Here is a 26,479-nt window from a genome sequence, read left to right as displayed (position 1 = left end):
TTCACGATCGGCGTGGCGGCGTGGGATGGGGTTGCTGTCGTAGGGAGGTGATGGGATTTGGTGATGCAGTCGTACCGGTTGGTGCGGCGGCCCGGGGGGCCGGCGCTGGGTGACGGGACCGCACCGGGGGACGGTGGTGTCCTCGCCGTCGCGGCCGACACGACCGGGGCGGCGGGTCCGCGCTGGCACGCCGATCCCGTCCAGGCCGAGGTCGTCGGGCACAGCGAGGGGCCGATGCTCGTCGTCGGCGGCCCCGGCACCGGCAAGACCAGCACCCTCGTCGAGGCGGTCGCCGCCCGGATCGCCGAGGGGGTCGACCCCGAACGGATCCTCGTGCTGACCTTCGGCCGCCGCGGCGCCACCGCACTGCGCCAGCGCATCGAGGCCCGGGTCGCGCAGGACGGCTACCGGGTGCTGCGGGAGCCGCTGGTGCGTACCTTCCCGGCGTACGCCTTCGGGCTGCTGCGTCGCGCCGCCGCCGAGCGCGGCGAGCCGTCACCCCGCCTGCTGACCGGCCCCGAGCAGGATCTGATCATCCGCGAGCTGCTCGACGTGGTGGGCGAGGCGCCCGAGGACGACCCGGTCGGCTGGCCCACCGACCTGCGGCCGGCACTGCGCACCCGGGCCTTCGCCGGTCAACTGCGTGACCTGCTCATGCGCGCCGCCGAACGCGGGGTGGGTCCGGGCGACCTGGCCCGGCTGGGCGAGAAGCTCGGTCGCGCCGACTGGCCGGCCGCCGCGCGCTTCCTGCGGGAGTACGTCGAGGTGCTCGCGCTGCGCGACGTCAGCAACCGGGGCTCGATCGCGTACGACCCCGCCGAACTGGTCCGGGCCGCCACCGGTCTGCTGCGCGACGACGAGGAGTTGCTGGCCGCCGAGCGTCACCGCCTCGCCCACGTGTACGTCGACGAGCTGGCCGACACCGACCCCGCCCAGCTCGAACTGCTCTCGGTCATCGCCGGTGGCGGCAAGCCGCTCGTCGCCTTCGCCGACCCCGACTCCTCCACGTACGCCTTCCGGGGTGCCGACCCGGCTGGGGTGTCCACCTTCCGGCACCGTTTCCGGACGGCCTCCGGAGCGCCGGCCGCGCAGGTGCTGCTGAGCACGTCGTACCGGGCCGGGCCGGTTCTGCTCGACGCGGTGGCCCGGCTGGGCCGCCGGCTCCGTGGTCCGACGGCGTACCGCCGGCTGCGTCCGCTGCCGGACGCCCCGGCCGGCGTGGTCGAGGTGCACACCTTCCGGTCGGCGACCAGCGAGGCCGCCTGGCTGGCCCACATGCTGCGCTCGGCCCACCTGCTGGACGGCGTGCCATGGTCGCGGATGGCGGTGCTGGTGCGGTCCACCGCCCTGCAACTGCCGACCCTGCGACGCGCGCTGCACGCGGCCGGCGTCCCGACCGTGGTGCACGGCGAGGACCTTGCGCTGCACCTGCAACCCGCGGTGGCACCGCTGTTGCTGCTGCTGCGGTGCGCCCTCGAACCGGACCGGCTCGACGAGGAGGCCGCGGTCGCGCTGCTGCACTCGCCGCTGGGCGGCGCTGACCCGCTGGCCGAACGACGGCTGCGGCAGGGGCTGCGCGCCCTGGCGTTGGCCGGGGCGACCGCCGCCCGTCCGGCGAGCTGATCGTCGAGGCGTTGCGTGACCCGACGGAGCTGGCCACCATCGACCGGCGGTGGGCGGAGCCGGCCCAGGCGGTGGCCGGGCTGCTCGCCACCGCCCGGGACGCCGCCGCCCAACCGGGCGCCACCGCCGAGACCGTCCTCTGGGAGGTGTGGGACGCCAGCGGCCTGGCCGAACGCTGGGCCGGCGCGATCGCCCAGGGGCGGCCGGTGGCCGGCGAGGGCGACCTGGCCCGGCGTCGGCGGGCCGAGGCGGCCGACCGCGACCTGGACGCCGTGCTCGTGCTCTTCGACGCGGCGGCCCGCTTCACCGACCGGCTACCGGGCGCGCGCACCGAGGTCTTCCTCGACCACGTGCTCGCCCAGGACCTGCCGGCGGACACCATCGCGCCGACCGCCGACCGGGGCGCGGCGGTACGGCTGCTCACCGCGCACGCCGCGAAGGGCCTGGAGTGGGACCTGGTGGCGATCGCCGGCGTGCAGGAGGGCATCTGGCCGGACCTGCGCCTGCGTGGCAGCCTGCTCGGGTCGGAACGGCTGGTCGACGTCCTGGCCGGCCGGTCCGTCGGCGGCGCCCGGGCCGCCAACGTCGTGGGTCAGACCTCGGCGCTGCTCGACGAGGAGCGCCGGCTGTTCCACGTCGCCATCAGCCGGGCCCGACACCGCCTGCTGGTCAGCGCGGTGGCGTCGGCGGCGGTCGGCGGCGACGACCACGAGGAGCAGCCCAGCCGGTTCCTGCACGAGCTGGGCCCAATCGCTCCGCCGAGCCCGCCGACCGCGCCGCCGGACACGCCGGGCCCGCCCGACCCGCCGAGCGCGCCGCCGAGCCCGCCCGGCCCGCGAACCGGCCCGGCCGGCGACAGCGCTGCGGTAAGCGACGAGGACGACGAGCCGGACCAGCCCGGTGCGCTACCGGTCACCCGGCCGCCACGGGCGCTCACCCTGCCGGCGCTGGTCGCCGAGCTGCGTACCGCCATCATCGACCCGGCCGCGCCGGCGGCCCGGCGGCGCGCGGCGGCGGCCGAGTTGGCGCGGCTCGCCGCCGCCGGAGTGCCCGGCGCGCACCCGGACGACTGGTGGGGGCTGCGGGCGCTCTCCGACGACCGGCCGTTGGTCGACGACGGGGCGCCGGTGCGGGTCACGCCCTCGGCGATGGAGAGCGCGCTGCGGTGCAGCCTGCGCTGGCTGCTGGAACGGCACGGCGGCAGCGGCCCGACCAGCACCGCGCAGGGCGTCGGCAACCTGGTGCACGCCGCCGCGATGCTCGCCGAGGACGCCAGCGCCGACCGGGGCGCACTGCTCGACTACGTGGCCGCCCGATTCGACGCGATCGAGCTGGCCGCCCGGTGGATGGCCGGCCCCGAGCGGGAGCGCGCCGAGGCGATGGTCGACAAGCTGCTCCGCTGGCTGGCCACCAACCCGCGTCGGCTGCTCGCCATCGAGCACGAGTTCGCGGTGCGCCTGGACGATCCGCAGCGCCCGGTCGACCTGACCGGGCGGGTCGACCGGCTGGAGGTCGACGAGGCCGGCCGGCTCGTGGTGATCGACCTCAAGACCGGCAAGTCCACCGCGGTCACCGGCAGCGAACTGGCCGAGCACCCGCAGCTCGGCGCGTACCAGGCCGCGGTGGAGGCGGGGGCGTTCGCCGAGTTCGGCGACGAGTCCGGTGGCGCGGCGCTGGTGCAGCTCGGCACCTCCGCCAAGGACGCCCGGGAGCAGAACCAGCCCGCCGCGGGGGAGGGCCCGGCGGCCGGCTGGGCGACGGCGCTGGTCCGGCGGACCGCCGATACGATGGCAGCCGCCACGTTCGCGGCGGTCGCCAACTCGAAGTGCCGGGTCTGCCCGGTGCGGACCAGCTGTCCAGTCTCCGGGCAGGGACGCCAGGTGGTCGAGCCGCCGACCGTCCGTCCCCCGGAGAATTCATGACCCAGCCCACCCTGTTCGGCGCGGGTCCCGCGCCGACACCCCGGCTCGCGGACTCCGGACCCCGCTACACGCCGGTGGAGCTGGCCAAGTTGCTGCGGCTGCCGGCGCCCACCCGGGAACAGGCCGCGATCATCGCCGCCCCGGTGGAGCCGCTGCTGGTGGTCGCGGGCGCCGGGTCCGGCAAGACGGAGACGATGGCCGCGCGGGTGGTCTGGCTGGTGGCCAACTCGTACGTGCGCCCGGAGCAGATCCTGGGGCTGACCTTCACCCGCAAGGCGGCCGGTGAGCTGGCGCACCGGGTCCGTACCCGGCTCGACCAACTGATCCGCCGGGTCGGCCGGCAGGACCGCGACCGGCTCGACGACCCGCTCGCCGGTGAGCCAACCGTCTCCACCTACCACTCGTACGCCGGGCGGATCGTCACCGAGCACGGTCTGCGGGCCGGCTACGAGCCGTCGACCCGGCTGCTCACCGAGGCGTCCCGCTGGCAGTTGGTCGACCTGCTGGTACGCAACTACGACGGCGACATGTCCGAGGTGGACCGGATGCCGAGCACCATCACCGACGCGGTGCTGGCGCTCGCCGGGGAGCTGGACGAGCACCTGGTCGGCCCGGACGAGTTGGCGGCCTGGACCGGTCGGTTCTTCGCCGAGGTGCAGTCGCGACCGGGCCGGGTCTACGCCGACGTGCGCAAGGCGCTCACCCTGCAACAGACCCGGCTGCGCCTGCTGCCGTTGGTGCGGGCGTACGCCCGGCGCAAGCTGGACTTCGAGGCGATGGACTTCGCCGACCAGCTCGCCCGGGCGGCCCGGGTGGCGCGGGATCACCCGGCGGTCGGCGAGATCGAGCGGGACCGCTTCCGGGTGGTGCTGCTCGACGAGTACCAGGACACCAGCCACGCGCAGGTGGTGCTGCTCAACGCGCTGTTCGGGGCCGGTCACCCGGTGACCGCGGTGGGCGATCCGTGCCAGTCCATCTACGGCTGGCGGGGCGCCAGCGCCGGCACCCTGGACCGGTTCCCCACCGAGTTCGCCAGGGTCGACGGGGAGCCCGCGCGGGCGTTGGGGTTGACCACCAGTTGGCGTAACCGCCCGGAGATCCTGCGAGTGGCGAACGCGCTGTCCACGCCGTTGCGGGCGGCCGGCGCCCGGGTTCCGGAGCTGCGCTCCGCGCTGACCGTCCGGGACCCGATTCCGCACCGCAGCCCCGGTGGGGCGGCCGGTGGCACGGTGCACTGCGCGCTGCTGCACACGTACGCCGACGAGGCCGCCTGGATCGCCGACAGCGTGCTCGCCGCGTGGCGTGGCGCGGCCCGGATGCCCGGTGCGGCACCGGAGCACATCCCGGTGGCGCAGCGGCCGACGACGGCCGTGCTGGTCCGGGTCCGCAGCCAGATCCCGGCGATCGAGTCGGCGCTGCGCGAGCGTGGCCTACCGGTCGAGGTGGTCGGGCTGGGTGGCCTGCTGGACACTCCCGAGGTCCGCGACGTGGTGTGCACGCTGCGGGTGTTGGCCGACCCGACCGACGGTGCCGCGCTGCTGCGGTTGCTCACCGGCGCCCGGTGGCGGATCGGGCCGCGGGACCTGGTGGCGCTGCACCGACGGGCGCGGGGCATCGCGAAGGCCCGCCAACAGGTGGCCGCCGACGAGGACTCGGACATCAGCCCCGACCTGCTGGACGAGGCGACCCTGGTGGAGGCGTTGGCCGATCTGGGGCCGGCGCAGGCGTACTCGGCGGAGGGGTTCGCGCGGCTGCGGGCGTACGGCACCGAGCTGGCGTTGCTGCGCTACCGCCTGGACCAGGCACTGCCGGACCTGATCGCGGACATCGAGCGGACCATCGGCCTGGACGTGGAGGTCGCGGTGCGCGCCGGCCGCGACGGCGCGGGCGACGCCGGCCTGGCGCGGGGTCACCTGGACGCCCTGGCCGACGTGGCGGCCCGCTTCAGCGGTGAGACGCCCGGCGCGACGCTCTCCGGCTTCCTGTCCTACCTGGCCGCCGCCGAGGACGAGGAGCGCGGCCTCGCCCCGGGCGAGGTCGAGGTCGTGGAGGGCGCGGTGCAGGTGGTCACCGCACACGCCGCCAAGGGCCTGGAGTGGGACGTGGTGGCGGTGGCGGGTCTGTGCCGTGGCTCGTGGCCCGGTCCGGTCCGCAACTCCGACCACTGGCTGGGCGGTCTGGGCGTGCTGCCGTTCCCGTTGCGGGGGGATGCCGACGGGCTGCCCGAGCTGGCGCTCGACGAGGCTGCCGACCAACGTGCCGTGGCCCGGGCGGTGGCCGACTTCACCGATGCCTGGCGGGCCCACGACGAGCGGGAGGAGCGCCGGCTGACGTACGTCGCGGTCACCCGGCCGCGCCGGCTGCTGCTCTGCTCCGGCTACTGGTGGGGCGAGGGTACGAAGCGACCGCGGGGTCCGTCGGTCTTCCTGCGCGAGGTGTACGACGCCTGCCTGGACGGCGGCCCCGGGCACCTGGTCGACACGTGGACGCCGGAGCCCACCCCGGACGCCACTAACCCGACGGCCGAGGTGGTGCTCCGCGCGGAGTGGCCGGCCGACCCGCTGGGCGGCCGCCGGCCGGCGTTGGCCGAGGCGGCCGGACTGGTCCGCCGGCTGATGAGCGACGGTCCGGCGTCGGCGCTGCCGGGGCCGGTCGGGCCGGCGGTCGCCGGTGCGCTGCCGTCGACCGGGTCGGACGCCGAGACGGTCGAGACCGCAGACCCGGAGGTGGCGCGCTGGCGGCAGGAGGCGGACCTGCTGCTGGCCGAGCGGGCCGAGCTGACCCGGCTCTCCGGCGCGGTCGAGGTGGCCCTGCCGGGGCAGCTCAGCGTCACCCAGTTGGTGGCGTTGCGGCGTGACCCGGCGGCGCTGGCCCGTACGCTGCGCCGCCCGGTGCCCACCGAGCCGAATCCGTACGCCCGCCGGGGCACCGCCTTCCACGCGTGGCTGGAGCAGCGTTTCGGCGCCGACCGGTTGCTCGACGTGGACGAGCTGCCCGGCGCGGCGGATGCGGACGCCGCGCCGGACGAAGCCCTGGTCGAGCTCCAGGAGCGCTTCCTGGCCAGCGAGTGGGCCGACCGGGTGCCGGTCGAGGTGGAGGTGCCGTTCGCCACGGTGATCGCGGGGGTGGTGGTCCGGGGGCGGATGGACGCGGTCTTCGCCCGCCCGGGCGGGCGGTTCGACGTGGTCGACTGGAAGACCGGCGCGCGTCCCACCGGCCCGGCGGCGGATGTGGCGGCGGTCCAGTTGGCCGTGTACCGGCTGGCCTGGGCCGAGCTGGCCGGTGTCGACGTCGAGCGGGTGGGCGCGGCGTTCCACTATGTGCGGGACGGGGCGACCGTCCGTCCGACCGATCTGCTGGACGTGACCGGGCTCACCGCCATGATCGCTCACTTGCCCGTGGATTCCGGCCAAGTTTGACCACCACGGGGAAATCCGTGGTAGGTTGACCGGGTTGCAGTTTTGGTTACCAGAGACTCTGTGTGCGCCTGGCGGGATTGTGGCCCCAGGCGCTCTTTGTTGTGTCCGGAGTTCTCCGGGCGGGGCGACCAGAAGCGACAGGCGATTCGCGCATCCCCGCGCGGAGCGCTCCTCTTCGGGCGCGCAACAAGTGCGCGTCCGACGTTCCGTCAAGGAGACGAAACACATGGCTATTGGCACCGTGAAGTGGTTCAACGCTGACAAGGGCTTCGGCTTCATCACCCCGGACGGCGGCGGCGCTGACGTCTTCGCCCACTTCTCGGCGATCCAGTCCTCCGGCTACCGGAGCCTGGACGAGAACCAGCGGGTCGAGTTCGAGGTGACCCAGGGCCAGAAGGGCCCGCAGGCGGAGAACATCCGTCCGCTCTGATCTTCGGATCGGTTCGTAGTACCCGTCGCCCCCTCCGGGTGTGACGGTGACGGGACCGGCCCGCCCCGCTGTCGACCCGCGTAACGCGGGCGGCGGCTCGGCGGCGGGCCGGCCCGTACCCTAATCGGTTCGTGCTTGTGAGTCCTGGCGGCCTTGTTCCGCCGGTGACAGCGCCGGGTTCGGCGCCCTCCCTCGACACGTGCCGCGTCGAGGAAGGCTTCTGCGTGACCACAGTTATCCCGTCTTTTGCCCATACCGGTCTGGCGCCGGCGCTGCTGAGCGCCCTGACCGCGCAGGGCATCACCGAGCCGTTCCCGATCCAGTCGGCGACGCTGCCCGACTCGCTCGCCGGTCGGGACGTGCTCGGCCGGGGTCGTACCGGCTCCGGTAAGACGCTCGCCTTCGGGCTCCCCCTGCTTTCGCGTACCGCCGGCCGCAAGGCCCGGCCGGGTCGCCCGCTGGCCCTGGTGCTGGTGCCGACCCGTGAGCTGGCCCAGCAGGTGACCACCGCGCTGGCCCCGTACGCCCGCGCCGTCGGGCTGCGCTGCGCCACCGTCGTCGGCGGGCTGTCGTTGCAGCGCCAGGCCGACGCGCTGCGTGCCGGCGCCGAGGTGGTCGTGGCGACCCCCGGCCGGCTGCACGACCTGATCAACCGCGGTGACGCCCGGCTCGACCAGGTCGAGATCACCGTGCTGGACGAGGCCGACCAGATGGCCGACATGGGCTTCCTGCCGCAGGTGACCAAGCTGCTGGAGCAGGTCGCCCCGCAGGGCCAGCGGATGCTCTTCTCCGCCACGCTGGACGGCGGCGTGGACCGGCTGGTCCGCCGCTTCCTGAGCAGCCCGGTCACCCACTCGGTCGACCCGGGCACCGCCACGGTCACCGCGATGACCCACCACGTGCTGCACGTCGACGCGCTCGACAAGCCCGACGCGTTGACCCGGATCGCCGCCCGCGAGGGTCGCACCATCCTGTTCATGGGCACCAAGCACCGCGCCGACCGGCTCGCCCGCCAGTTGCTCTCCAAGGGTGTACGCGCCGCCGCGCTGCACGGCGGCAAGTCCCAGCCGCAGCGCACCCGCATCCTGGAGCAGTTCCGCAACGGTCAGGTGACCGCCCTGGTCGCCACGGACGTGGCGGCGCGCGGCATCCACGTGGACGGCCTCGACATGGTCGTCAACGTGGACCCGCCGACCGAGGCGAAGGACTACCTGCACCGGGGCGGTCGGACGGCGCGCGCCGGCGAGTCCGGCTCGGTGGTGACGCTGGTCCTGCCGGAGCAGCGCCGCGACGTGTCCCGGCTGATGGCCACCGCCGGCATCCGGCCGCAGTCGGTCCAGGTGCGCTCGGGTGACGAGGCGCTGGCCCGGGTCACCGGGGCGCGTGAGCCCTCCGGTGTGCCGGTCACCATCGCCGCGCCGCCGGTGGCCGCCAACCGGGGACGGGCCGCAGGTGGCTCGGCAGCCACGGACGGCGCGCCCCGCTCCGCGCACCGCGCGTCGGGCCGGTCCCGCCGCCCGCGCCGCCCGCGTACGGTCTGATCTTCTCCGCACGACACCGACCCGCCCCGCTTCGGCTGGGCGGGTCGGTTCGTTCCGTGCCGCTTCCCGCCACTTGACCGTTCGGTTGAATCGGTAATCAGCCTCCCTTGGGTCGGCTGGCCGACTGTGTCCCGCTTCCGGGTGGTCGAAGCTGACCAGCGGGGGAGCCGGGCGGAGGTCCGGCGCGGGGGAGGAGCAGCAATGGTGGGCGAAGCCGGCTCGGGGGCGGTGCGTGAACTGATCCTGGTGGTCGTGGTCGGGCTCGCCGGGTTGCTCCTCGCCATGCTCGCGGCCTTCGGCCCCTGGCATGCCACCACGGCGGGCAACGCTCCCGCCGGTCTGGTGGAGCTGCGCAGTCCCGGCGACCCGGGCTCCGGCCCGACGGTCGAGCACCGGGGCTGAGCAGCGACCGGCCGACCGGTGCCGGCGGAGGGGCAGGCCCGGTCAGGATCGGTACGAGGTGTGGTCGGGCCGGCGGGGCACCGGCCCGACCACACCGCCGCGCCCCCATCGCGCCGATCTTGCAGTTTCTGTTGTTGATTCGCTGTTTTACGTCCCTTTTGTCGCCGCAGAAAGCGCAAGATCGCGGGTGCGGGTGCGGGTGCGGGTGCGGGTGCGGGTGCGGGTGCGGGTGCGGGCGCGGGCGCGGGCGCGGGCGCGGGCGCGGGCGCGGGCGCGGGCGGGGTCAGGTCAGGGGGCGGTTCGGGTTTGGTTGTTGGCCAGCAGGTTTGCCAGGGTGGTGCTGTCGACGACGGTGGCGATCGCCCCGTGCACCGCCAGCCAGACGTCGGTGAGCCCGGCGGCCACCCCGTGGTAGCCGGCCCGCTCGGCCGGTAGGCCGCGCACGGTGGTCAGCGACCCACCGACCGCGCGCAGCACGTCCCCGACCGTGATCTCGGTGGCCGGCCTGGTCAGCGCGTACCCGCCATCGGCACCGCGATGGCTGTGCAGCAGGCCGGCGCGGCGCAGGTCGAGCAGGATGCCCTGGAGGAAGCTGAGCGGGATCTCCTGCACCTCGGCCAGGCTGCCCGCCTTCACCAGCTCGCCGACACCGTCGCCGCCCGGTGCGGCGGCGGCGACGGCGAGCATCGCCCGGAGCGCGTAGTCGCTGCGCGCGGAGACGTACACCGCTCAGTTGCCCGCCTGGTCGAGCACGCCCCAGCGACGTCGGATCGCCTTGTCCGCCGCGCCGAACGCGGCGTCCACGACCAGGCCGACCACCAGGATGACGATCATCGTGGAGAGCAGCCACGGCGCGTCGGACAGTTCCCGGGAGTAGGTGAGCTGCGCGCCGAGCGAGGTCTGCGAGATGCCGACGACGAGCAACTCGCCGGCCATCAGACTGCGCCAGGAGAACGCCCAGCCCTGCTTGAGACCCGCGACGATCGCCGGCAGCGCGGCCGGCGCGATCACGTACCGGTAGAGGTTGAGCCCACGGGCGCCCAGGTTGCGGCCGGCGCGCAGCAGCAATGGTGGCACGTAGTCCACGCCGGAGATCACGCCGTTGGCGATGGACGGCGCCGCGCCGAGCACCACCACGAAGAAGATGGCCTTCTCGCTCAGCTCGAACAGCAGGATGGCCAGCGGGAACCAGGCGATCGACGGCATGGTCTGCAAGGCGGTGATCATCGAGCCGATGGCGGCGCGCAGCACCGTGGACCGGGCCACCGCGAGCCCCAGCAGCAGGCCGACCGCGACCGAGAAGACGTACCCGAGGGCCGCTCGGCGCAGCGTCGTGAGCAGGCCGTCCCAGAGCTGCGGGGTCTGGGCCTGGCTGATCAGCTCACGGCCGACGACCAGCGGCCCGGGCAGGGAGTACGGCGGCTTCCAGCCCGACCAGACCACCACCTGCCAGGCGAGGATGGCGATGGCCAGCGCGGCGAGCTTCGGCCAGGTGGACGCCCAGAGCCGGGTGCCCCGGGAGACCTCCTTCTCCCGACCGGCGATCTCCAGCGCGTCCAGTCCGGTGATCTCCGCGTCGGTACGCGCCGAGCTGGTGAGGGTGTCACTGGCCATGGCGGCCCACCTCCGTACGGAGTCGTTCGGTGACCTCGGCGGCGATGGCGGCGACCTCGGGCGAGTCGATCCGTCGTGGCCGTGGGATGTCCACCTCGGTGGAGTAGATGATCCGGCCGGGGCGGCTGGAGAGCAGGATGATGCGATCGGCCAGCCGGGCGGCCTCGCGCACGTTGTGCGTGACGAACAGGACCGAGAGCCGGCGCTCGGACCAGATGCGTTCCAACTCGTCGTGCAGGATGTCGCGGGTCATGGCGTCCAGCGCGCCGAACGGCTCGTCCATCAGCAGTACCGGCGTGTCCAGGGCCAGGGTGCGGGCCAGCGCGACCCGCTGGCGCATTCCGCCGGACAGTTCGTGCGGGCGTTTGCGGCCGAAGTCGGCGAGGTGCACGGTGCGCAGCAGCTCGGCTACCCGGTCGCGGCGTTCGGCGCGGGAGAGGCCCCGCAGCTTCAGCGGCACCTCCACGTTGGCCTCGACGGTCAGCCACGGGAACAGTGCCGGCTCCTGGAACATCAGGCCCGGGTTGGCGTCTCCGGCGATGCCGATCGTGCCGCCGCTCGGTCGGTCCAGACCGGCGACCAGGTTGAGCAGGGTGCTCTTGCCGCAGCCGGACGCGCCGACCAGGCAGACGAACTCGCCCGGCGCGACGTCGAGGGAGACCCCGTCCAGGGCCAGTACGGCGTTCGCGCCGCGCCCGTACACCTTCGTCACGCCGGAGAGCGCGACCGCGGTGGTCGCGCTCTGCGGCGTCGTCGTGGTCGACGTCATGGCTGGGTGACCTCGGGCTTGCCGGCGGCCTTGAGCGACTTGTTGAGGTACGTCAGGTCGTACAGGCCCTTGAGGTCGACCGGCTCGGTGAGCTTGACCTCGACGGCGTGGTCGAGCCCGGCCTTGAGCGAGGTGGCGATCGGGTCGTTGGTGAACTCCAACGTCGGCCAGGCCTGCTTGATCAGCTTGAGGTCCAGCGGCTTGCCGGTGATCTTGCCGATTGCGTCGGAGATGGCCTGCTGGGCCTCGTCCGGCTTGCTGTTGACGAAGTCGTTCGCGGCGACCTGGCCGTCGACCAGCTTCTGCACGACGTCCGGGTGCGCCTTGAGGAACTTGGTGCTGACCAGCAGGTTGGTGATGACGAACTTCTTGTCCGGCCACAGGTCCCGCTCGTCGACGAGCACCTTGCCGCCGGCGTTGACCAGCCGGGACACGAACGGCTCGGGCACCCAGGCGGCGTCGATCGCGCCGGAGTTGAAGGTCTCCACCGTCTGGGCGTTCTCCTGCGGCACGATCTTCACGTCGCCGCCACCCTCCTTGGTGGTGGTCAGCCCCTGCTGCTTGAGCCAGTAGCGGACGGCCACGTCCTGGGTGTTGCCGAGCTGCGGGGTGGCGACCTTCTTGCCCTTGAGGTCCTGTGGGCCGTTGATGCCGGGCTTGACGACCAGCGCCACGCCTCCGGAGGCCGCGCCCGAGACGACCCGGACCGCCTCACCCTTGGACTTGGAGAACGCGTTGACGGTGGGGTTCGGGCCGATGTAGGTCGCGTCCAGCGCGCCGGAGAAGACGGCCTCGATGGCGGCCGGGCCGGCGTTGAAGGTCTTCGGCTCCAGCTTGACGTCGGCGCCGAGCTTCTCGGCGAAGATGCCCTTTTCCACGCCGACGACGGCCGGCGCGTGGGTGATGTTGGGGAAGTAGCCGAGCCGCAGGGTCACCGGGCCGGAGCCGCCCCCCGCGCCCTCGCTGTCGTCGCCGCACGCGGCGGTGCTGCCCAGGGTCGCCGCGCCGAGAGCGGTGAGGGTGGCCAGGGTGACCAACCGGCGCAGGGGGAGGCGTCTCATCGTCCATCCAATCCGCAGTATTCCTACTTAGTTGGTAGGAAGACTGGGCCAGGCTGTGGGCAGCGTCAAGGGGCATCCACATGCCGGGAAGGGGCGTCTCAGTTATGTCGGCATTTCCTACTGTCTTGCTGTGGTAAATGGTCGGCCTCCCAAGCCGGTGGCAGCGGCTGCGCGGAGGTCGCCGGTGGCGGGGGTGCCGACGCGCTAGGGTCGATCCCGTGGCGGCGCGGAGATCCAGAATTCCAGCGACGAAGTATCCGGTCGAGCGGTTCACCCTCGACAACGGCCTGCGGGTGGTCCTCACCCCCGATCGCAGCGCCCCGGTGATCGGGGTGGCGGTGGTCTACGACGTCGGCATCCGCTCCGAACCCCAGGGGCGTACCGGCTTCGCCCACCTCTTCGAGCATCTGATGTTCCAGGGCTCGGAGAACCTGGAGAAGCTGGCCCACTTCCGGCACGTGCAGGGCGCCGGCGGCACGTTCAACGGCTCCACCCACCTGGACTACACCGACTACTTCGAGACGCTGCCCAGCAACGCCCTGGAACGCGCCCTGTTCCTCGAGGCGGACCGGATGCGGGCGCCCCGACTGACCGAGGAGAACCTGCGCAACCAGGTCGACGTCGTGAAGGAGGAGATCCGGGTCAACGTGCTCAGCCGGCCGTACGGTGGTTTCCCCTGGCTGACCCTGCCGCCGGTCATGTTCGACACCTTTGCGAACGCGCACGACGGCTACGGCTCCTTCGACGACCTGGAGTCGGCCACCGTCGCCGACGCCGCCGACTTCTTCCGTCGCTACTACGCCAGCGGCAACGCGGTCCTGGCGGTCAGCGGGGACATCGACGTGGCCGAGGCGACCGAGCTGGTCACCCGGCACTTCGGGGACGTGCCGGCCCGCCCCGCGCCACGACGACCCGACTTCACCGAGCCCGACCTGACCGCCGAGCGGCGCAGCTCGTACACGGATGCCCTGGCGCCGTTGCCGGCCGTGGCCGGCGCGTGGCGGGTACCCGACCCGATCGGCGACTTCGCCGGCTACCTGCCGTACGTGGTGCTGGCCGAGGTGCTCACCGACGGCGAAGCGTCCCGCCTGGTCGAACGCCTCGTGCAGCGCGACCGCACGGTGACCAGCCTGGGCGGCTACCTCGGCTTCATGGGCGACCCGTTCGACGTCCGCGACCCCACGGCGCTGCTGTTGCAGGCGCACCTGCCGCCCGGCGGCGACGTGGACAAGGTGCTGCGCACCGTGGACGAGGAGCTGGACCGGCTGGCCACCGACGGGCTGACCGACGGCGAGCTGGCCCGCACCCAGGCTCGGATGGCCACCCACCTGCTCCGCGACACCGACGCGGTCCTCGGCCGGGCGCTGCGGATGGCCGTCCTCGAGCAGCAACGCGGCGAGCCGGGTTTGCTCAACGACCTGCCCCGACTGGTCGGCGACGTCACCGAGGAGCAGGTCCGGGCCGCCGCGGCCACCCTGCGCCCGGAACGCCGCGCGAGCGTCGAGGTCATCCCCGGAGGTGGTCGGTGAGCGCGAGGAGTGAGCCGGTTTTGCGAGCCCCGCAGTCGCGAACGAAGGTGACACAGTGACGACCACGACCACCGCCACCGTCGGGCCGCGTACGCTCCCCCCGCTCGGACCCACCCGCAAGCTGAAGGTGCCCAAGGCGGCCGAGCGGACGCTGGGCAACGGGCTCACCGTCATCGCGGTACGCCGGCCCGCCGTGCCCCTGGTCGAGCTGCGGCTCTGGGTGCCGTTCGGCCGTGCCCACCTCGCGCGCGGCGCGATGCTCTCCCAGACCATGCTCTCCGGCACCGAGTCGATGACCAGCGTGCAGCTCGCCGCCGAGCTGCAGAAGGTCGGCGGTGGGCTCTCCGCCGGCGTCGACCCGGACCGGCTGATGATCTCCGGCGCGGGGCTGGTCACCGGCCTGGACCGGATGCTGGAGTTGCTGGCCGACGTGCTGACCGGCGCCAGCTACCCGAACGACGAGGTGGCCGCCGAGCGGGACCGGCTCATCGACCGGATCCAGGTCGCGCAGAGCCAGCCGTCGCACCTGGCCCGCGAGGCGCTCCTGAAGAGGATCTACGGGCGGCACCCGTACGCCACGCAGACCCCGGAGCCGGCCCAGCTCCGTGCCGTACGACCGGCGGCGCTGCGCAGCCTGCACGCCGAGCGGGTGCACCCCGCCGGGGCGCAGCTGGTGGTGGTCGGCGACGTGCAGCCGGAGAAGGCCCTCGACGCGGCCGAGCGGGCGCTCGCCGGGTGGGCCGGGGCCGGGCGTACGGCCACCCTGCCGGCCACCCCGCCGCTGACGCCGGGGCCGCTGCTGCTGGTCGACCGGCCCGGCTCGGTGCAGTCCTCGCTGCGTGTCGCGCTACCCGCCGTGCCGCGTACCGATCCCGACCACGCACCGCTGCAACTGGCCAACCTGATCTTCGGCGGCTACTTCTCGTCCCGCTGGGTGGAGAACATCCGCGAGGACAAGGGCTACACGTACGGCCCACATTCGGTGATCGAGCACTCGGTGGCCGGATCGGTGCTCGTCGCCGGCGCCGAGGTGGCCACCGAGGTCACCGGTCCGGCGCTCCTGGAGACCACGTACGAGCTGGGTCGGCTGGCCTCGCTGCCGCCGAAGCCCGAGGAGTTGGAGCAGGCCCGCCAGTACGCCCTGGGCACCCTCCAGCTCGGAATGTCCACCCAGGCCGGTCTGGCGGCGCTGACCAGCGCGTACGCCGGCAATGGCCTGCGCCTGGACTTCCTGGCCGAGTACGCGTCCCGCCTCGCGAGGGCGACCGTCGACGACGTCGCCCGGGCCGCCGCCCACTACCTCGCGCCCGCCCGGGCGGTGGTCGTCGTGCTCGGCGACGCCGAGCGGATCACCCCGGGGCTGACCGCGCTGACGCCCGTGCACACCGAGCCGGTGCAGCCGTGAGCGGCGAGGGCGCGCCACCGCTGGCGCGCTCGACGCTGGATCGGGCCGCGCACCGCCGGGGGACGCGCAGTGGTTGACCGAGGCGTGGCTGCGCGGCCGGGTGCTGCTGCTCGACTCGACCAACGACGGGCGGACGCTCGCGCGTACCGACGTGTCGCCTCCGACGCTGGTGCTGTTCGGCGCGGCCGACGCGCCGGCCGGCGCCGAGTCGACGGCGATGTTCCTCGGTGTCGAACCGGACGGGGTGCCGGTGTTCGCGGTCGACGCCCCGTTGCCGGCGCTGCCGGGCACCCGGGCGGTCAACCTGCGGGAGGTGGGCCACCTGCTGGGTGATCGGGAGGCGGGCCTCTTCACGACCGCGCTCGCGCTGCTGAACTGGCACACCCGGCACGGCTACTCGTCGGCGACCGGCGCGCCCACCGTCATGGACGAGGCCGGCTGGTCGCGGGTGGATCGCAACGGCGGGCGGATCTGGCCGCGTACCGACCCGGCGATGATCGTGCTGGTGCACGACGGCGTCGACGGCCCCGAAGGCCGCTGCCTGCTTGGCAACAACGCCGGCTGGCCGGGCACCCCGGGCGGGCGGCGCTACTCCTGCCTGGCCGGTTACGTCGAGCCGGGGGAGTCGGCGGAGGCGGCCGTGCTGCGCGAGGTCCGCGAGGAGGTGGGCATCGCGGTCGAGCGGATCGGGTACGTCGGCAGCCAGGCCTGGCCGTTCCCGGGCTCGCTGATGTTGGGCTTCCTGGCCACCGCCGACCCGTCCGACCCGGTGCGGGTCGACCCGTCCGAGATCGCGTACGCCCGGTGGTTCACCCGGGAGGAGATCGGGGCGGCGTGCGCGGGGCGGGCCGTGGACGTGGGGGACGGGGCTCAGCTGATCCTGCCGCCGCCGTCGTCGATCGCGTTGTTCCTCATCCACCGCTGGTTGGACGGGTGGGTGGACGCCGGGCGGTGAGCACGGTCCCGGCCCGTGGCCGCCGTTGCCGCGACGGTCACGGGCCGGGAACACGGGCCGCCGTGGTCGGTGGGAGCGGTATGACGCGGCGGGGGAGCCGAGCCGACCACGGCGGACGTCTGGTGGGTCAGGTGCCGGTGCGGCCGGGTCTGCGCCGGAAGGCGGGCTGTGGCTCGTTGAGCGGCAGAACCTTGACCCGTTGCTTGCCGGCCCGCACCGCGCCGACGGTGGACAGGGCCCGGGCCAGCACCAGCGCGGCGTCCCGGTCCTCGGCGTGCACGGTCTGCCGGCGCGGCTCGGGCGTGGTGGTCTCGTCGCGGAGGCGGTGCCCGTCCGCCCAGGCGGCGGCGATGTCACCGTCGGCGACGGTGCGGATGTCGGTGCGAACGATCAGGAACCGCATGAGGGTCTCCGGATGAACCGCGACGGATGAGCCGGTGTGTGGAAGTTCCACGTTCTCGTGGGTCATGTTACGCCCCGTGTTCATCCCAGCAAGTGAAACGCGCCTATTGGTTTCGAGCCTCGTCCGATCGGCGGATCCCTGGTCAGCGGGGTCGTCGGCGGATACGACGACGGGGCCGCCGGCACTGTGCCGACGGCCCCGCCCCACGGTGGAGGATCAGTTCAGATCGAACTGGCCCGTCTTTGCCCCGGCGATGAAGCCGAGCCAGCCGGCCCGGTTGAACATCAGCACCGGGCCGCCCCGGTCCTTGCTGTCGCGCAGCGCGACCGCCGAGGGGCCGGTGCCCAGCGGCGCGACCTCCACGCAGTTGGAGGTCTGGCTACGTGTGCTGGTACGCCACGGGGCGTCCGCCAGGGAGCTGGCGGAGACGGACGGCGTCTGGTGGATGTCGTTCATGGTTCTGCTCCTGATGTGAACCGATCCGATGGGACGAGTGGTGCCGCACGCCCCGACGGAAGGTCCCCCGTGGATCACCGGTCCGTCAGTCGTCCCGAATCACGGCGACGTTGGGTCGGCGCCGTTGCCGGCCCGAACGCCACTGTGGATGCGGGTGCCGCCCCGGTCGGCCGTCCCGTCGCCTCGATCAGCCAGGAGAGGGTGTCCGAAGCGTCTAGTGCCGCCGTGCATAGCCACTCGAACACTACTTTATAGCGATTTAGCGTGATTGACTCGGTCGACATGACGTCGACGAACCCCCCTTCGATGGCCAATGTCTCCGGATCGAGCGGATCGGCGAACCGATAGAGGGAGAAGGCGGTCGGCGGAAGGTACCAATCGCCCACCTGAATGTCCCGCGGAAGCACGTGCAATGTCACGTTCGGTAGCAGGGCCAGCTCGCAGAGTTGGTGCAACTGCTCCTGTAGCACCTCGGGCGGCCCGGACCGACGGCCGAGGGCGGCCTCCTCCAGCACGGCCGTGTAGGTCGGCGCGTGCGGCTCGCGCGTCAGCAGCGTCTGACGGGCCAGCCGCGCCTTGACCTCGGTCTCCAGCTCGTCGGCCGGCTCCGGTTCACCGGCCCGCTCGCTCACCCGACGGGCCGACTGGAGTCGGACCCGCGCGTATCCGGCGGTCTGCAGCAGGCCCGGCACCAGCACCGGGTTGTACTCGGAGATCTCCGCGCAGCCCGCCTCCAACTCGGCCCAGCTCCGCTGCTGCTGCGTCATCACCGGGAAGTTCTTCAACCAGCCGCGCATGTCGCCGGCCTCACCGGCGATCCCGAGCAACTCCTCGCGCGCGGCGGCGTCGGCGCCGTACAGGTCCAGCAGGACGCTGACGTCCTGCGGGTCCGGTCTACTGCGGCCGTTCTCCAGGCGGGACAGTTTGGACGCGGACGCCCAGCCGATCCGCTCGATGACCTGGTCGCCGGTGAGTCCTGCGATCTCACGCAGACTGCGCAGTTCGACGCCCAACCGTCGACGACGCATGATTGGGCTGGGTGCGGCAGGAGGCACAGTGTCCTCTTTCCCGTCGTCCGCCGCAGACGCGACGGTAACTGTATGAAATTCGCCCCCCACGGTCAGTATGGACGGCGCGACCGGTGTCGGAGGTTCCGGCGAGGGCGTGTCTTGCCAAAAATGGACCACGGGTACGCCGGACGATGACGGACCCACGGTCCCAGCCTCGTCGACCGCGCCCAGCCGGGCACACCACCCTGCCGGAGGGACCCATGCGCACCGTCCTGCGCCGCCCCGACTTCCGTCTCCTGTTCGGCGGCCTACTGGCCAGCATGACCGCCGAGTCGATCCTGCTACTCGCGCTCGCCATCTGGGTCAAGGACCTGACGGGCTCCGACGGGCTGGCCGGCGGCATCATCTTCGCCGTCGTCGCCCCGATGACAATGGCGCCGCTGGTCGGGTGGTTCGTCGACAGGTACCCGCGCCGGCCCTTCTTCGTGGCCGCGAACGTGGTCACCGCGGTGCTGCTCGTACCGCTGTTCACCGTCCGCGACGCGGGCGACGTGTGGCGCGTCTACCTGGTCGCCGCCCTGTACGGCCTGTCCTCCATCACGCTCGGCGCGGCGCTCAGCGGGCTGATCCGGCAACTGGTGCCCGTGGAGCTGCTGGCCGAGGCGAACGGCGTGCTGCAGACCGTACGCCAGGGGTTGCGGTTGGTCGGCCCCCTGGTGGGCGCGGCGCTCTACGCGGCGCTCGGCGGGTGGGCGTTGGCCGGCATCGGGATGGTCGGCTTCGTGACCGCCGCCGTGGTGGTGACCGCGGTGCCGAGCCCGGCGCAGCCGCCCTCCACCGTACGGCTGCGGTGGCCCGCCGAGCTGGGCGCCGGCCTGCGACACCTGACCGGTGAGCCGGCGCTGCGCCGGGCCCTCGTCGGCTACGGGCTCGGGTCGCTGGTGATGGGCTTCAGCGAGTCGCTGATCTTCGCGTACGTCGACCAGGGGTTGGACCGGGACGCCGCGTTCGTGGGCGTGCTGGTGATGGTGCAGGGCGTCGGCGGACTGTGCGGCGGGATCTGCTCACCGGCCCTGGTCCGGCGATTCGGCGAGGTCGGCACCCTGGCCGCCGGGGTGGCGTTCTTCGCTCCGGCGGCGCTCGCGCTCGCGTACCCCGACCTGCCGCTCGGGTTCGGGGCGGTGCTGCTGGCCGGCGTCTCGCTGCCGCTGACGATGGTGGGCCTGCACACGCTGATCCAGCGGCGTACGCCCCCCGCCCTGGTCGGACGGGTGGCAGCGGCCACCCAGGCGCTGGTCAGCGGGCCGCAGGCGCTCTCCATCGGCGCGGGCGCCCTGCTGGTCGGCGTCCTGGACTACCGTGCCCTGTTCGTGCTGGTCGGGGTGGCCACGCTGGCGGCCGGCGTCTATCTGTGGCGGGGCCGACACCTCAGCGCGCCGTCCGGCGGGGCGATGCCCACACCGCCGACCCTTCCGGGGCCACGCCGCCCACTCGACGGCGGCATCGACAGCTCGGTGACCGTGGCCACCCGGCGGCCGTTCCGGCGTTGACGCGAGGCCGGACACTACGAGCGGCCACCCGCCGGGGGTGGCCGCTCGTCGAGGGTCGGTACGCCTGCCAGTCAGGCGCCCAGCGTCGCCAGGTGCTGCTTGACCTGCGTGATCGACGGGTTGGTCAGCGCGCTGCCGTCATCGAAACGCAGCGTCGGCACCGTCTGGTTGCCGCCGTTGACGCTCATCACGAAGTCCGCGGCCTTCGGGTCCTGCTCGATGTCGACCACCTCATACCCGATGCCTTCCCGGTCGAGCTGCGACTTCAGCCGGTGGCAGTAGCCGCACCAGGGAGTGGAATACATCGTCAGCATGATCGGATCCTCCAACCGCTCTGGCCGCCGGCTTGCCGATCAAGCCGAGGCTGTCCGCTACAACACCCGGGGGAGCTGAGATGATTCCTGGTTGTGGGGGTTCACTCAGCGTCGGAAGGCGTACTCGCCGGGCTGGACCCGGAGCAGCGCTCCGCGGTGACCGCGCCGGCCGGCCCGGTGTGCATCCTGGCCGGGGCCGGCACCGGCAAGACCCGTGCGATCACCTCCCGGATCGCCCACCGCGCGCTCTCCGGTGAGATCTCCCCCCGGCACGTGCTCGCCGTCACCTTCACCGCCCGCGCCGCCGCCGAGATGCGCCACCGTCTCACGCTGCTCGGGGCGCAGGGTGTGCAGGCACGGACGTTCCATGCCGCCGCGCTGCGCCAGGTGCGCTACTTCGCGCCCCGCCTGCTGGCCGGTCGCGCCATGCCCGAGCTGCTGGACAGCAAGGTGCGGCTGGTCACCCTCGCCGCCGCGCGGGTCGGTATGCGTGCCGACCGGGCCGCCGCGCGGGACCTGGCCGGCGAGATCGAGTGGGCCAAGTCGTCGCTGGTCGAGCCGGGGGACTACGTCGTGGCCGCGGCCCGCGCGCTGCGGGACACGCCGCACGAGCCGGCGAAGGTCGCCGAGGTGTTCACCGCGTACGAGCAGCTCAAGCGCTCCAACGGGGTGATCGACTTCGAGGACATGCTGCGGGCCGCGGTGTGGGGCATCGAGGAACACCCGGACGTCGCCGAACAGGTCCGGGGCCAGTACCGGCACTTCGTGGTCGACGAGTACCAGGACGTCAACCCGCTTCAGCAGCGGTTACTGGACGCCTGGCTGGGCGGCCGTACCGACCTGACCGTGGTCGGCGACGCCAGCCAGACCATCTACTCGTTCACCGGGGCGACCTCCGCCTACCTGGTCGACTTCCCGCGCCGGCACCGCGACGCCACCGTCGTACGACTCGTCCGGGACTACCGCTCCACCCCACAGGTCGTCGGGCTCGCCAACGCCGTGATCTCGCAGGCGCGCGGCACCGAGGCGAGGCTGCGACTGGAGTTGAGCGGACAGCGGCCCCCGGGGCCGGAACCCGACCTGCGGATCTTCACCGACGAGCCGGCCGAGGCGAACGCGGTGGCCGCGCGCTGCCGGTCGCTGATCGACGCCGGCACCCCGGCCAAGGAGATCGCCGTCCTGTTCCGGACCAACGCGCAGTCCGAGGCGTACGAGAAGGCGCTGACCGAGGCCGCCGTGCCGTACGTGGTGCAGGGCGCCGAGCGCTTCTTCGAGCGCGCCGAGGTCCGTCAGGCCATGGTCGCCCTGCGCTCGGCCACCCGGTCCATCCCGGGGGAGACCCCGCTGCCGACCGCCGTCGTCGAGGCGCTCACCGCCGTGGGCTGGGCGCCCGACGCGCCCCCGGCCGGCGGCGCCGCCCGGGAACGTTGGGAAGCGCTGGCCGCGCTGGTCCAGCTCGCCGAGGAGTACGCGGCCACCCCCGAACTGGTGCCGATCGGCGAGGCCGCGTCGGTGGAGCGTCCGGTCACCCTCACCGACTTCACCGAGGAGTTGGCCCGTCGGGCCGCGCAGCAGCACGTGCCCACGGTGGACGGGGTCACCCTGGCGTCCCTGCACTCGGCCAAGGGGTTGGAGTGGGACGCCGTCTTCCTGGTCGGCCTCGCCGAGGGCACCCTGCCCACCACGTACGCCAAGACCGTCGAGCAGGTGGAGGAGGAACGCCGCCTGCTGTACGTCGGAATCACCCGGGCCCGGCAGTGGCTCTGGCTGTCGTACGCCGCCGCGCGGTCGCCGGGCGGACGGGCCCGGCGGCCCTCGCGGTTCCTGCCCCAGTTGGACCGCTCCGGAGGCACCGAGCGGGCCGGCGCCTCCACGGGCGGGGCCCGGCGGCCCGAGCGGCGTCGGACGCAGATCGTGTCCTGCCGGATCTGCGGCGCCACCCTGCTGGCCGGCCCGGACCGCAAACTCGGCCGCTGCCCCACCTGCCCATCCGACATCGACGACGAGCTGCACGAACGCCTGCGCGAGTGGCGGCAGCGGGTGGCCGGCGCGCAGAAGGTCCCGGCGTACGTGGTGTTCACCGACGCCACGTTGACCGCGCTGGCGGAGCGGCGGCCCGGCCGGCCGGAGGAGTTGATCGCGATCGCCGGCATCGGCCCCCGCAAACTCGGCCTCTACGGCGAGTCGGTGCTGGCGCTCGTGGGGGGCGCGGGGGTGGACGACGTCTGCCCGGAGAAAACTTTCGAAATCTCGTCGTAAATTCGTTTGCCCTCGCGCCCAGGCGAGGAATAACCTCAGAACACACCACGCGAGCGGCGCCATTCCGGCTGCTCACGGGGGTTGGTCCAGTCGATCCGAGGAACGTGAGGGAGGTGGCACCCGTGAAGATCTTCACCTATGAGCGTCTGACGGCGATGCCGTCTGTCTGCGCTCCGCTGTCGACTGTCCGGGTGGCTCTCGTGGCCACCCGACCGTGGGCTTCGCAGGTGCACCAGGTTCAGACCGAGCTGAACCTGACCGTTGCGCCGAATGCCGGAGTCCAGGGGACCAGTGGCTTCACGGGCATGGGCATCGATGGCGCCAAGAAGCGTACGGATGTCCGCGGCGTTCCACCTCGAGGTAGACCGGTCTGAATCTCAGACACCGGCTCACCTCGAGGCCGCGGAACCCGATTACCGGGATCCGCGGCCTCAGTTTTTTGCCCCGCCGTAAGTACGTCGGAATGCGATCCACGAGATCGAAGTGAGAGAGAGGTGACCGGGAGATGAGTCTGGCGTTGGCCCCCATCGACGTGAGCGTCGAGTTGGAGGCGAACCTGCCCTGCCGGAAGTTCGACCCCGACCTGTGGTTCTCCGACTCGCCTGCCGAGCTCGAGCTGGCCAAGTCGCTCTGCGGGGACTGCCCGCTGCGCGTCGAGTGCCTGGCCGGGGCGGTGGAGCGAGCGGAGCCGTGGGGCGTCTGGGGCGGCGAGATCTTCGAGCGTGGCGCGGTCGTCCCGCGCAAGCGGCCCCGTGGCCGTCCGCGCAAGGAGGACGTCGCTCGTGACGCCGCGCTCCGGGTCGAGGCCGAGGCGCGCCTGGCGGCCAGTGGGCTGTCCGAGGTGCGAGGCGCGGTCCGGCTGGCAGCCTGACATGTTCCCGACCCGTTCCAACGACGCCGGTGTCACACCGGCAGTGAGTGAGAAGACGATGTTGAACGTTCCGAGTGGCGCCTACGAGATGCAACTACTCCACGAAGCGCTGACCAGGGCTCGAATGCGCCGGCCTCAGGCCGGTCGTACCACCACGAGCACTGAGGCAACCCGATCCGCCCGTACCGTCGCCATGAACAGCCGTCGCCAGTCGGCGCGCGACCTGGGCATTCTCTAGTACCACCCCACGCAGAAGGGCGGGTGCCGACCGGCACCCGCCCTTCCTCACGTCCTCAGGCGACCGGCGCGAAGCCGGGCAGCCAGCGTTCCAGGATGCTCCGGTACGGGGCCTTGGCCTCCAACTGGCAGAGCACCCCGATCGACCCGAGCGTCACCCGGTGGATGAGCAGGTACGACGGCGGCAGGTTGAGCTTCCGGCTCAACTGGTACGTGGGGGATCGGGGGCTGGCCAGCCGGGCTGCCTCGGCGCGTAGCCAGGCCCGGGTGAACCGGAACCCGTCGGCGGCGATGGGCTCCAGCATCGGGCGGAGGAAGTCGAGCACCCCCTCGGCGTCGATCTCGTCAGTGGCCCCGATGAACCCCTCGTCCCGCAGCCCCGCCACCACGCCGTCCGCGTCCCCGCGCAACGCCCGCCCGGCGATAAGGCCGATCGGCTCCGGCGTGCCTTCCGGCATCCGGGCCACCGCGCCGAAGTCGATCACCCCGAGCCGGCCGTCCGGCAGGAGCCGGAAGTTGCCGGGGTGCGGGTCGGCGTGCAGCAGACCCGCCCGCTGCGGTGCGGACAGGTGCAGCGTGGCCATCAGTCGGCCGGCCTCGTCCCGCTGCTCCTCGCTGCCGTCCCGAATGATGTCGGCGAGCGGTGTGCCCGTCACCCACTCGGTGACCAGCACCCGGGGGGACGCGGAGACGACCCCCGGGATGTAGATCTCGTCGTCGTCGGCGTACGCGGCGGCGAAGGCGCGCTGCGACTCGGCCTCCAGTTCGTAGTCCAACTCCTCGGTGATCCGCTCGCGTAGCTCGACGAGGAGCGGCTTGACGTCGAGGCCCGGTTGGATGGCCCGGAACATCCCGCCGAGGCGGGAGAGCTGCTTGAGGTCGGCGAGGAGCGCGTCACCGGCCCCCGGGTACTGGATCTTGACCGCCACGTCGCGGCTGTTCGGCTCGCCGGACGGGCCGTACCCCGGCTCCCGCCACCGTGCCCGGTGCACCTGCCCGATGCTCGCCGCGGCGGCCGGGGTGTCGTTGAACTCGACGAACCGGTCGCGCCAGTCCGGGCCGAGCTGCTCGGCCAGCACCTTGTGCACGCTCGCGGCGGGCAGCGGCGGCGCAGCCTCCTGGAGCTTGGTCAGCGCCTGCCGGTAGGGCGCGGCGATCTCCTCCGGAAGGGCCGCCTCGAAGACCGACAACGCCTGGCCGAACTTCATCGCCCCGCCCTTGAGCTGCCCCAACACGCTGAACAACTGCTCGGCGGTGCGCTGCTGGATCTCTGCCGAGATGACGTCGGAGGCGAGCCCGGTGACGCGCTTACCCATGCCGAGGACGGTCCGACCGGCGAAGCCGAGCGGCAGAGCGGCGAGCTTGGCGGTCCGGGTAACGGCCCGGCGCGGGATATCGGTCACTTCGCCATTGTTACCGACCGGAGGGCCCCGCTGCTGCCGTGCGGCCGGGCTGGTGCGTACGCCGGCTCCGCGAACACTCGCAAGCCGGGTGCGGCGGCCAGCCCCGGCGCCGGAACCGGCCCGCGCCGGAGATCTCCACAGCGCCCCCAGCGTCTCGGGCTGCCCGCCGTCGAGGTGCGCCAGGGCCTCCGCCACCGCGTATCCGATCGCCGCGAACAGTGTGCCGGTCGCGCCGGCGGTCACCGGCCGCGCCGCGGCCAGTTGAGCGGCGAGCCCCGGCCAGGCCGGGTCGCGGTCGGCCCGGTGCAGCTCGACGCAGCGCAGACACGGCCCGGCGGGCGGGCGGACCAGCGGCCCGATCACCGGTACGCCCTCGCGGACCGTCACCATGAGGTGCGGTTGGCGGCGCTGGGCGAGACCGGCGGCGAGCAGCGCGGGCGGACGGTCCGCGCCGAACTGGATCACCAGATCCATCCGGGCGGCCCGGACCGGGTGGGTGCCGGTGCCCGGTGCGGCACGATCGACCGCCGCCCGAATCGCCGGGGCCAGTGGGCGGCCCAACTCGGTAGCGGGAATGCCCGTCCCGATCAGGTCGATCGGTCGTACCGGGCCGCTGAGGTGCGGGATCACCTGGCCGACGCCGGCCTGGGCCAGCGCCAGCGCCAGCGGTCCGCCGAGGGCCCCGCCGCCGGTGAGCAGCACCCGGGCCGCCCGCCGGCGGCGCAGGACCTGTGCCGGAGTGCCGGGCAACCGGGCTGCCGCCAGCGCCAACGCCCCGGCCTCGGCGGAGAGCCGGGCCCGGACCGGGCCGGCCAGGTCGCGGGGAGCAGGGTGTGCGCCGGCACCAGCAGGCCCGCCGCGCGCAGGGCGTCCAGCAGCGTACGAGCGTCGTCGGCGGCGACCTGGGCGGCACCGGCCTCGGTCAGCACGTCCCGCTCGCTGCGGGTGCCGTCGAGCAGATCAAGCAGGTGAGCGGTGCGCGGATTGGTCAGCTCCACCAGCACGGCGGGCCCGGGGCCGAGGCCGATCTGCAAAGTGTGCCGATCCCGCCAGAGCCGATTGAGGCCGGGTAGCAGGGTGGGGCGCGGCAACGGCGTACGACTCATGGTGACGAATCGTGACCGCATCCATGCGCTCGGTCGATCGTTGTCCACAGGCGGCCGGGGCCGCATCCAGCCTTGTCCACAGGATCTGCGGGGTTATCCACAGGCCACTGCGCGTGCTGTCGGTCACCCGACAGAGTCGCCTACGTCCGGGACGGCAACGGGGGCGGGACGGCCGTGTGGCCGTCCCGCCCCCGCAGATC

At 73.1% G+C, this 26,479-nt stretch carries 21 protein-coding genes and 2 pseudogenes; 13 read left to right on the top strand and 10 right to left on the bottom strand.

Annotation, left to right across the window (positions count from 1 at the left end):
* Nucleotides 1-63 precede the first annotated feature (63 nt).
* The 6 genes from ACQP0N_RS28160 (at nt 64) to ACQP0N_RS28135 (ending at nt 9,337) form a co-directional block, all read left to right on the top strand.
* Nucleotides 64-1,623 (top strand): ATP-dependent helicase, encoded by a 1,560-nt coding sequence (locus ACQP0N_RS28160; protein WP_433115328.1) that lies wholly within the window; start codon nt 64-66, stop codon nt 1,621-1,623.
* Between the two features lie 11 nt (nt 1,624-1,634).
* Entirely contained in the window at nt 1,635-3,545 is a 1,911-nt protein-coding gene (locus tag ACQP0N_RS28155) for a PD-(D/E)XK nuclease family protein (protein ID WP_433115326.1), read from the top strand.
* Nucleotides 3,542-6,964 (top strand): ATP-dependent helicase, encoded by a 3,423-nt coding sequence (locus ACQP0N_RS28150; RefSeq protein WP_433115325.1) that lies wholly within the window; start codon nt 3,542-3,544, stop codon nt 6,962-6,964. Before ACQP0N_RS28155 ends, ACQP0N_RS28150 begins: the two co-directional genes overlap by 4 nt.
* Before the next feature lie 226 nt (nt 6,965-7,190).
* The gene (gene cspE, locus ACQP0N_RS28145; RefSeq protein ID WP_007464836.1) at nt 7,191-7,394 is read left to right on the top strand and encodes a transcription antiterminator/RNA stability regulator CspE; all 204 of its coding nucleotides are present in this window, start codon (nt 7,191-7,193) and stop codon (nt 7,392-7,394) included.
* Between the two features lie 224 nt (nt 7,395-7,618).
* Nucleotides 7,619-8,935, top strand: coding sequence for a DEAD/DEAH box helicase (locus ACQP0N_RS28140; protein WP_355050584.1), 1,317 nt, complete (start codon nt 7,619-7,621; stop codon nt 8,933-8,935).
* A gap of 201 nt (nt 8,936-9,136) precedes the next feature.
* Nucleotides 9,137-9,337, top strand: a complete 201-nt coding sequence (locus ACQP0N_RS28135; protein WP_355050583.1) for a hypothetical protein — start codon at nt 9,137-9,139, stop codon at nt 9,335-9,337.
* A 288-nt stretch (nt 9,338-9,625) separates the two neighbouring features.
* On the opposite strand, the gene ACQP0N_RS28130 is transcribed toward ACQP0N_RS28135, so the two are convergent.
* The 4 genes from ACQP0N_RS28130 to ACQP0N_RS28115 are packed head-to-tail and all read right to left on the bottom strand — an operon-like array spanning nt 9,626 to nt 12,781.
* Nucleotides 9,626-10,063 carry an RrF2 family transcriptional regulator gene (locus tag ACQP0N_RS28130; RefSeq protein WP_355050582.1) on the bottom strand — a complete coding sequence of 146 codons (438 nt, stop codon included), beginning with the start codon at nt 10,061-10,063 and terminating at the stop codon, nt 9,626-9,628.
* Nucleotides 10,064-10,066: 3 nt separating this feature from the next.
* Nucleotides 10,067-10,951, bottom strand: coding sequence for an ABC transporter permease (locus ACQP0N_RS28125; RefSeq protein ID WP_433115322.1), 885 nt, complete (start codon nt 10,949-10,951; stop codon nt 10,067-10,069).
* Nucleotides 10,941-11,720, bottom strand: a complete 780-nt coding sequence (locus tag ACQP0N_RS28120) for an ABC transporter ATP-binding protein (protein WP_355050580.1) — start codon at nt 11,718-11,720, stop codon at nt 10,941-10,943. Before ACQP0N_RS28120 ends, ACQP0N_RS28125 begins: the two co-directional genes overlap by 11 nt.
* Complete coding sequence (locus tag ACQP0N_RS28115) at nt 11,717-12,781, bottom strand: ABC transporter substrate-binding protein (protein WP_355050579.1); 1,065 nt, start codon at nt 12,779-12,781, stop codon at nt 11,717-11,719. Before ACQP0N_RS28115 ends, ACQP0N_RS28120 begins: the two co-directional genes overlap by 4 nt.
* Before the next feature lie 218 nt (nt 12,782-12,999).
* On the opposite strand from ACQP0N_RS28115, the gene ACQP0N_RS28110 reads away from it, so the two are divergent.
* The 3 genes and pseudogenes from ACQP0N_RS28110 (at nt 13,000) to nudC (ending at nt 16,670) form a co-directional block, all read left to right on the top strand.
* Nucleotides 13,000-14,310, top strand: a complete 1,311-nt coding sequence (locus ACQP0N_RS28110; protein ID WP_433115318.1) for a M16 family metallopeptidase — start codon at nt 13,000-13,002, stop codon at nt 14,308-14,310.
* Between the two features lie 55 nt (nt 14,311-14,365).
* Nucleotides 14,366-15,715 carry a M16 family metallopeptidase gene (locus ACQP0N_RS28105; RefSeq protein ID WP_433115316.1) on the top strand — a complete coding sequence of 450 codons (1,350 nt, stop codon included), beginning with the start codon at nt 14,366-14,368 and terminating at the stop codon, nt 15,713-15,715.
* Nucleotides 15,712-16,670: pseudogene (nudC, locus tag ACQP0N_RS28100) on the top strand (NAD(+) diphosphatase). Before ACQP0N_RS28105 ends, nudC begins: the two are co-directional and overlap by 4 nt.
* A gap of 127 nt (nt 16,671-16,797) precedes the next feature.
* Here the strand turns inward: nudC and ACQP0N_RS28095 are convergent.
* The 3 genes from ACQP0N_RS28095 to ACQP0N_RS28085 all read right to left on the bottom strand — a co-directional run bounded on the left by ACQP0N_RS28095 (nt 16,798) and on the right by ACQP0N_RS28085 (nt 18,584).
* Nucleotides 16,798-17,073, bottom strand: coding sequence for a hypothetical protein (locus tag ACQP0N_RS28095; protein ID WP_355050778.1), 276 nt, complete (start codon nt 17,071-17,073; stop codon nt 16,798-16,800).
* Nucleotides 17,074-17,289: 216 nt separating this feature from the next.
* Nucleotides 17,290-17,529, bottom strand: coding sequence for a DUF397 domain-containing protein (locus tag ACQP0N_RS28090; RefSeq protein WP_355050575.1), 240 nt, complete (start codon nt 17,527-17,529; stop codon nt 17,290-17,292).
* A gap of 74 nt (nt 17,530-17,603) precedes the next feature.
* Complete coding sequence (locus tag ACQP0N_RS28085; RefSeq protein WP_355050574.1) at nt 17,604-18,584, bottom strand: helix-turn-helix domain-containing protein; 981 nt, start codon at nt 18,582-18,584, stop codon at nt 17,604-17,606.
* Nucleotides 18,585-18,799: 215 nt separating this feature from the next.
* On the opposite strand from ACQP0N_RS28085, the gene ACQP0N_RS28080 reads away from it, so the two are divergent.
* Nucleotides 18,800-20,089, top strand: coding sequence for an MFS transporter (locus ACQP0N_RS28080; RefSeq protein WP_355050573.1), 1,290 nt, complete (start codon nt 18,800-18,802; stop codon nt 20,087-20,089).
* A 71-nt stretch (nt 20,090-20,160) separates the two neighbouring features.
* On the opposite strand, the gene ACQP0N_RS28075 is transcribed toward ACQP0N_RS28080, so the two are convergent.
* Nucleotides 20,161-20,403: a mycoredoxin gene (locus tag ACQP0N_RS28075; RefSeq protein WP_355050572.1), complete on the bottom strand. Its 243-nt coding sequence runs from the start codon at nt 20,401-20,403 to the stop codon at nt 20,161-20,163.
* A 93-nt stretch (nt 20,404-20,496) separates the two neighbouring features.
* Here ACQP0N_RS28075 and ACQP0N_RS28070 point away from each other — a divergent pair, with 93 nt between their 5' ends.
* The 3 genes from ACQP0N_RS28070 (at nt 20,497) to ACQP0N_RS28060 (ending at nt 23,533) form a co-directional block, all read left to right on the top strand.
* Nucleotides 20,497-22,662, top strand: coding sequence for an ATP-dependent DNA helicase UvrD2 (locus tag ACQP0N_RS28070; RefSeq protein ID WP_433115313.1), 2,166 nt, complete (start codon nt 20,497-20,499; stop codon nt 22,660-22,662).
* A 122-nt stretch (nt 22,663-22,784) separates the two neighbouring features.
* Nucleotides 22,785-23,036, top strand: a complete 252-nt coding sequence (locus tag ACQP0N_RS28065) for a hypothetical protein (protein WP_357125966.1) — start codon at nt 22,785-22,787, stop codon at nt 23,034-23,036.
* Nucleotides 23,037-23,167: 131 nt separating this feature from the next.
* The gene (locus tag ACQP0N_RS28060; RefSeq protein ID WP_355050569.1) at nt 23,168-23,533 is read left to right on the top strand and encodes a WhiB family transcriptional regulator; all 366 of its coding nucleotides are present in this window, start codon (nt 23,168-23,170) and stop codon (nt 23,531-23,533) included.
* A 293-nt stretch (nt 23,534-23,826) separates the two neighbouring features.
* On the opposite strand, the gene ACQP0N_RS28055 is transcribed toward ACQP0N_RS28060, so the two are convergent.
* Together ACQP0N_RS28055 and ACQP0N_RS28050 are read right to left on the bottom strand one after the other, a co-directional pair.
* Complete coding sequence (locus tag ACQP0N_RS28055; RefSeq protein WP_355050568.1) at nt 23,827-25,173, bottom strand: ABC1 kinase family protein; 1,347 nt, start codon at nt 25,171-25,173, stop codon at nt 23,827-23,829.
* A gap of 10 nt (nt 25,174-25,183) precedes the next feature.
* Nucleotides 25,184-26,279 (bottom strand): annotated as a pseudogene (locus ACQP0N_RS28050) (hypothetical protein).
* Nucleotides 26,280-26,479: the final 200 nt, after the last annotated feature.

This window comes from Micromonospora sp. CA-246542, from assembly GCF_050942905.1.
GTDB lineage: Bacteria > Actinomycetota > Actinomycetes > Mycobacteriales > Micromonosporaceae > Micromonospora.
Note: the sequence above shows the minus strand (reverse complement) of the source record. Positions and strands in the feature narration are given on the sequence as shown.

Excerpts from the sequence above, each read along its gene's own strand:
- ACQP0N_RS28160 (WP_433115328.1), top strand. The coding sequence starts at position 64 with ATGCAGTCGTACCGGTTGGTGCGGCGGCCCGGGGGGCCGGCGCTGGGT.
- ACQP0N_RS28150 (WP_433115325.1), top strand. The coding sequence starts at position 3,542 with ATGACCCAGCCCACCCTGTTCGGCGCGGGTCCCGCGCCGACACCCCGG.
- cspE (WP_007464836.1), top strand. The coding sequence starts at position 7,191 with ATGGCTATTGGCACCGTGAAGTGGTTCAACGCTGACAAGGGCTTCGGC.
- ACQP0N_RS28135 (WP_355050583.1), top strand. The coding sequence starts at position 9,137 with ATGGTGGGCGAAGCCGGCTCGGGGGCGGTGCGTGAACTGATCCTGGTG.
- ACQP0N_RS28125 (WP_433115322.1), bottom strand. The coding sequence starts at position 10,951 with ATGGCCAGTGACACCCTCACCAGCTCGGCGCGTACCGACGCGGAGATC.
- ACQP0N_RS28120 (WP_355050580.1), bottom strand. The coding sequence starts at position 11,720 with ATGACGTCGACCACGACGACGCCGCAGAGCGCGACCACCGCGGTCGCG.
- ACQP0N_RS28115 (WP_355050579.1), bottom strand. The coding sequence starts at position 12,781 with ATGAGACGCCTCCCCCTGCGCCGGTTGGTCACCCTGGCCACCCTCACC.
- ACQP0N_RS28095 (WP_355050778.1), bottom strand. The coding sequence starts at position 17,073 with ATGCGGTTCCTGATCGTTCGCACCGACATCCGCACCGTCGCCGACGGT.
- ACQP0N_RS28090 (WP_355050575.1), bottom strand. The coding sequence starts at position 17,529 with ATGAACGACATCCACCAGACGCCGTCCGTCTCCGCCAGCTCCCTGGCG.
- ACQP0N_RS28080 (WP_355050573.1), top strand. The coding sequence starts at position 18,800 with ATGCGCACCGTCCTGCGCCGCCCCGACTTCCGTCTCCTGTTCGGCGGC.
- ACQP0N_RS28075 (WP_355050572.1), bottom strand. The coding sequence starts at position 20,403 with ATGCTGACGATGTATTCCACTCCCTGGTGCGGCTACTGCCACCGGCTG.
- ACQP0N_RS28060 (WP_355050569.1), top strand. The coding sequence starts at position 23,168 with ATGAGTCTGGCGTTGGCCCCCATCGACGTGAGCGTCGAGTTGGAGGCG.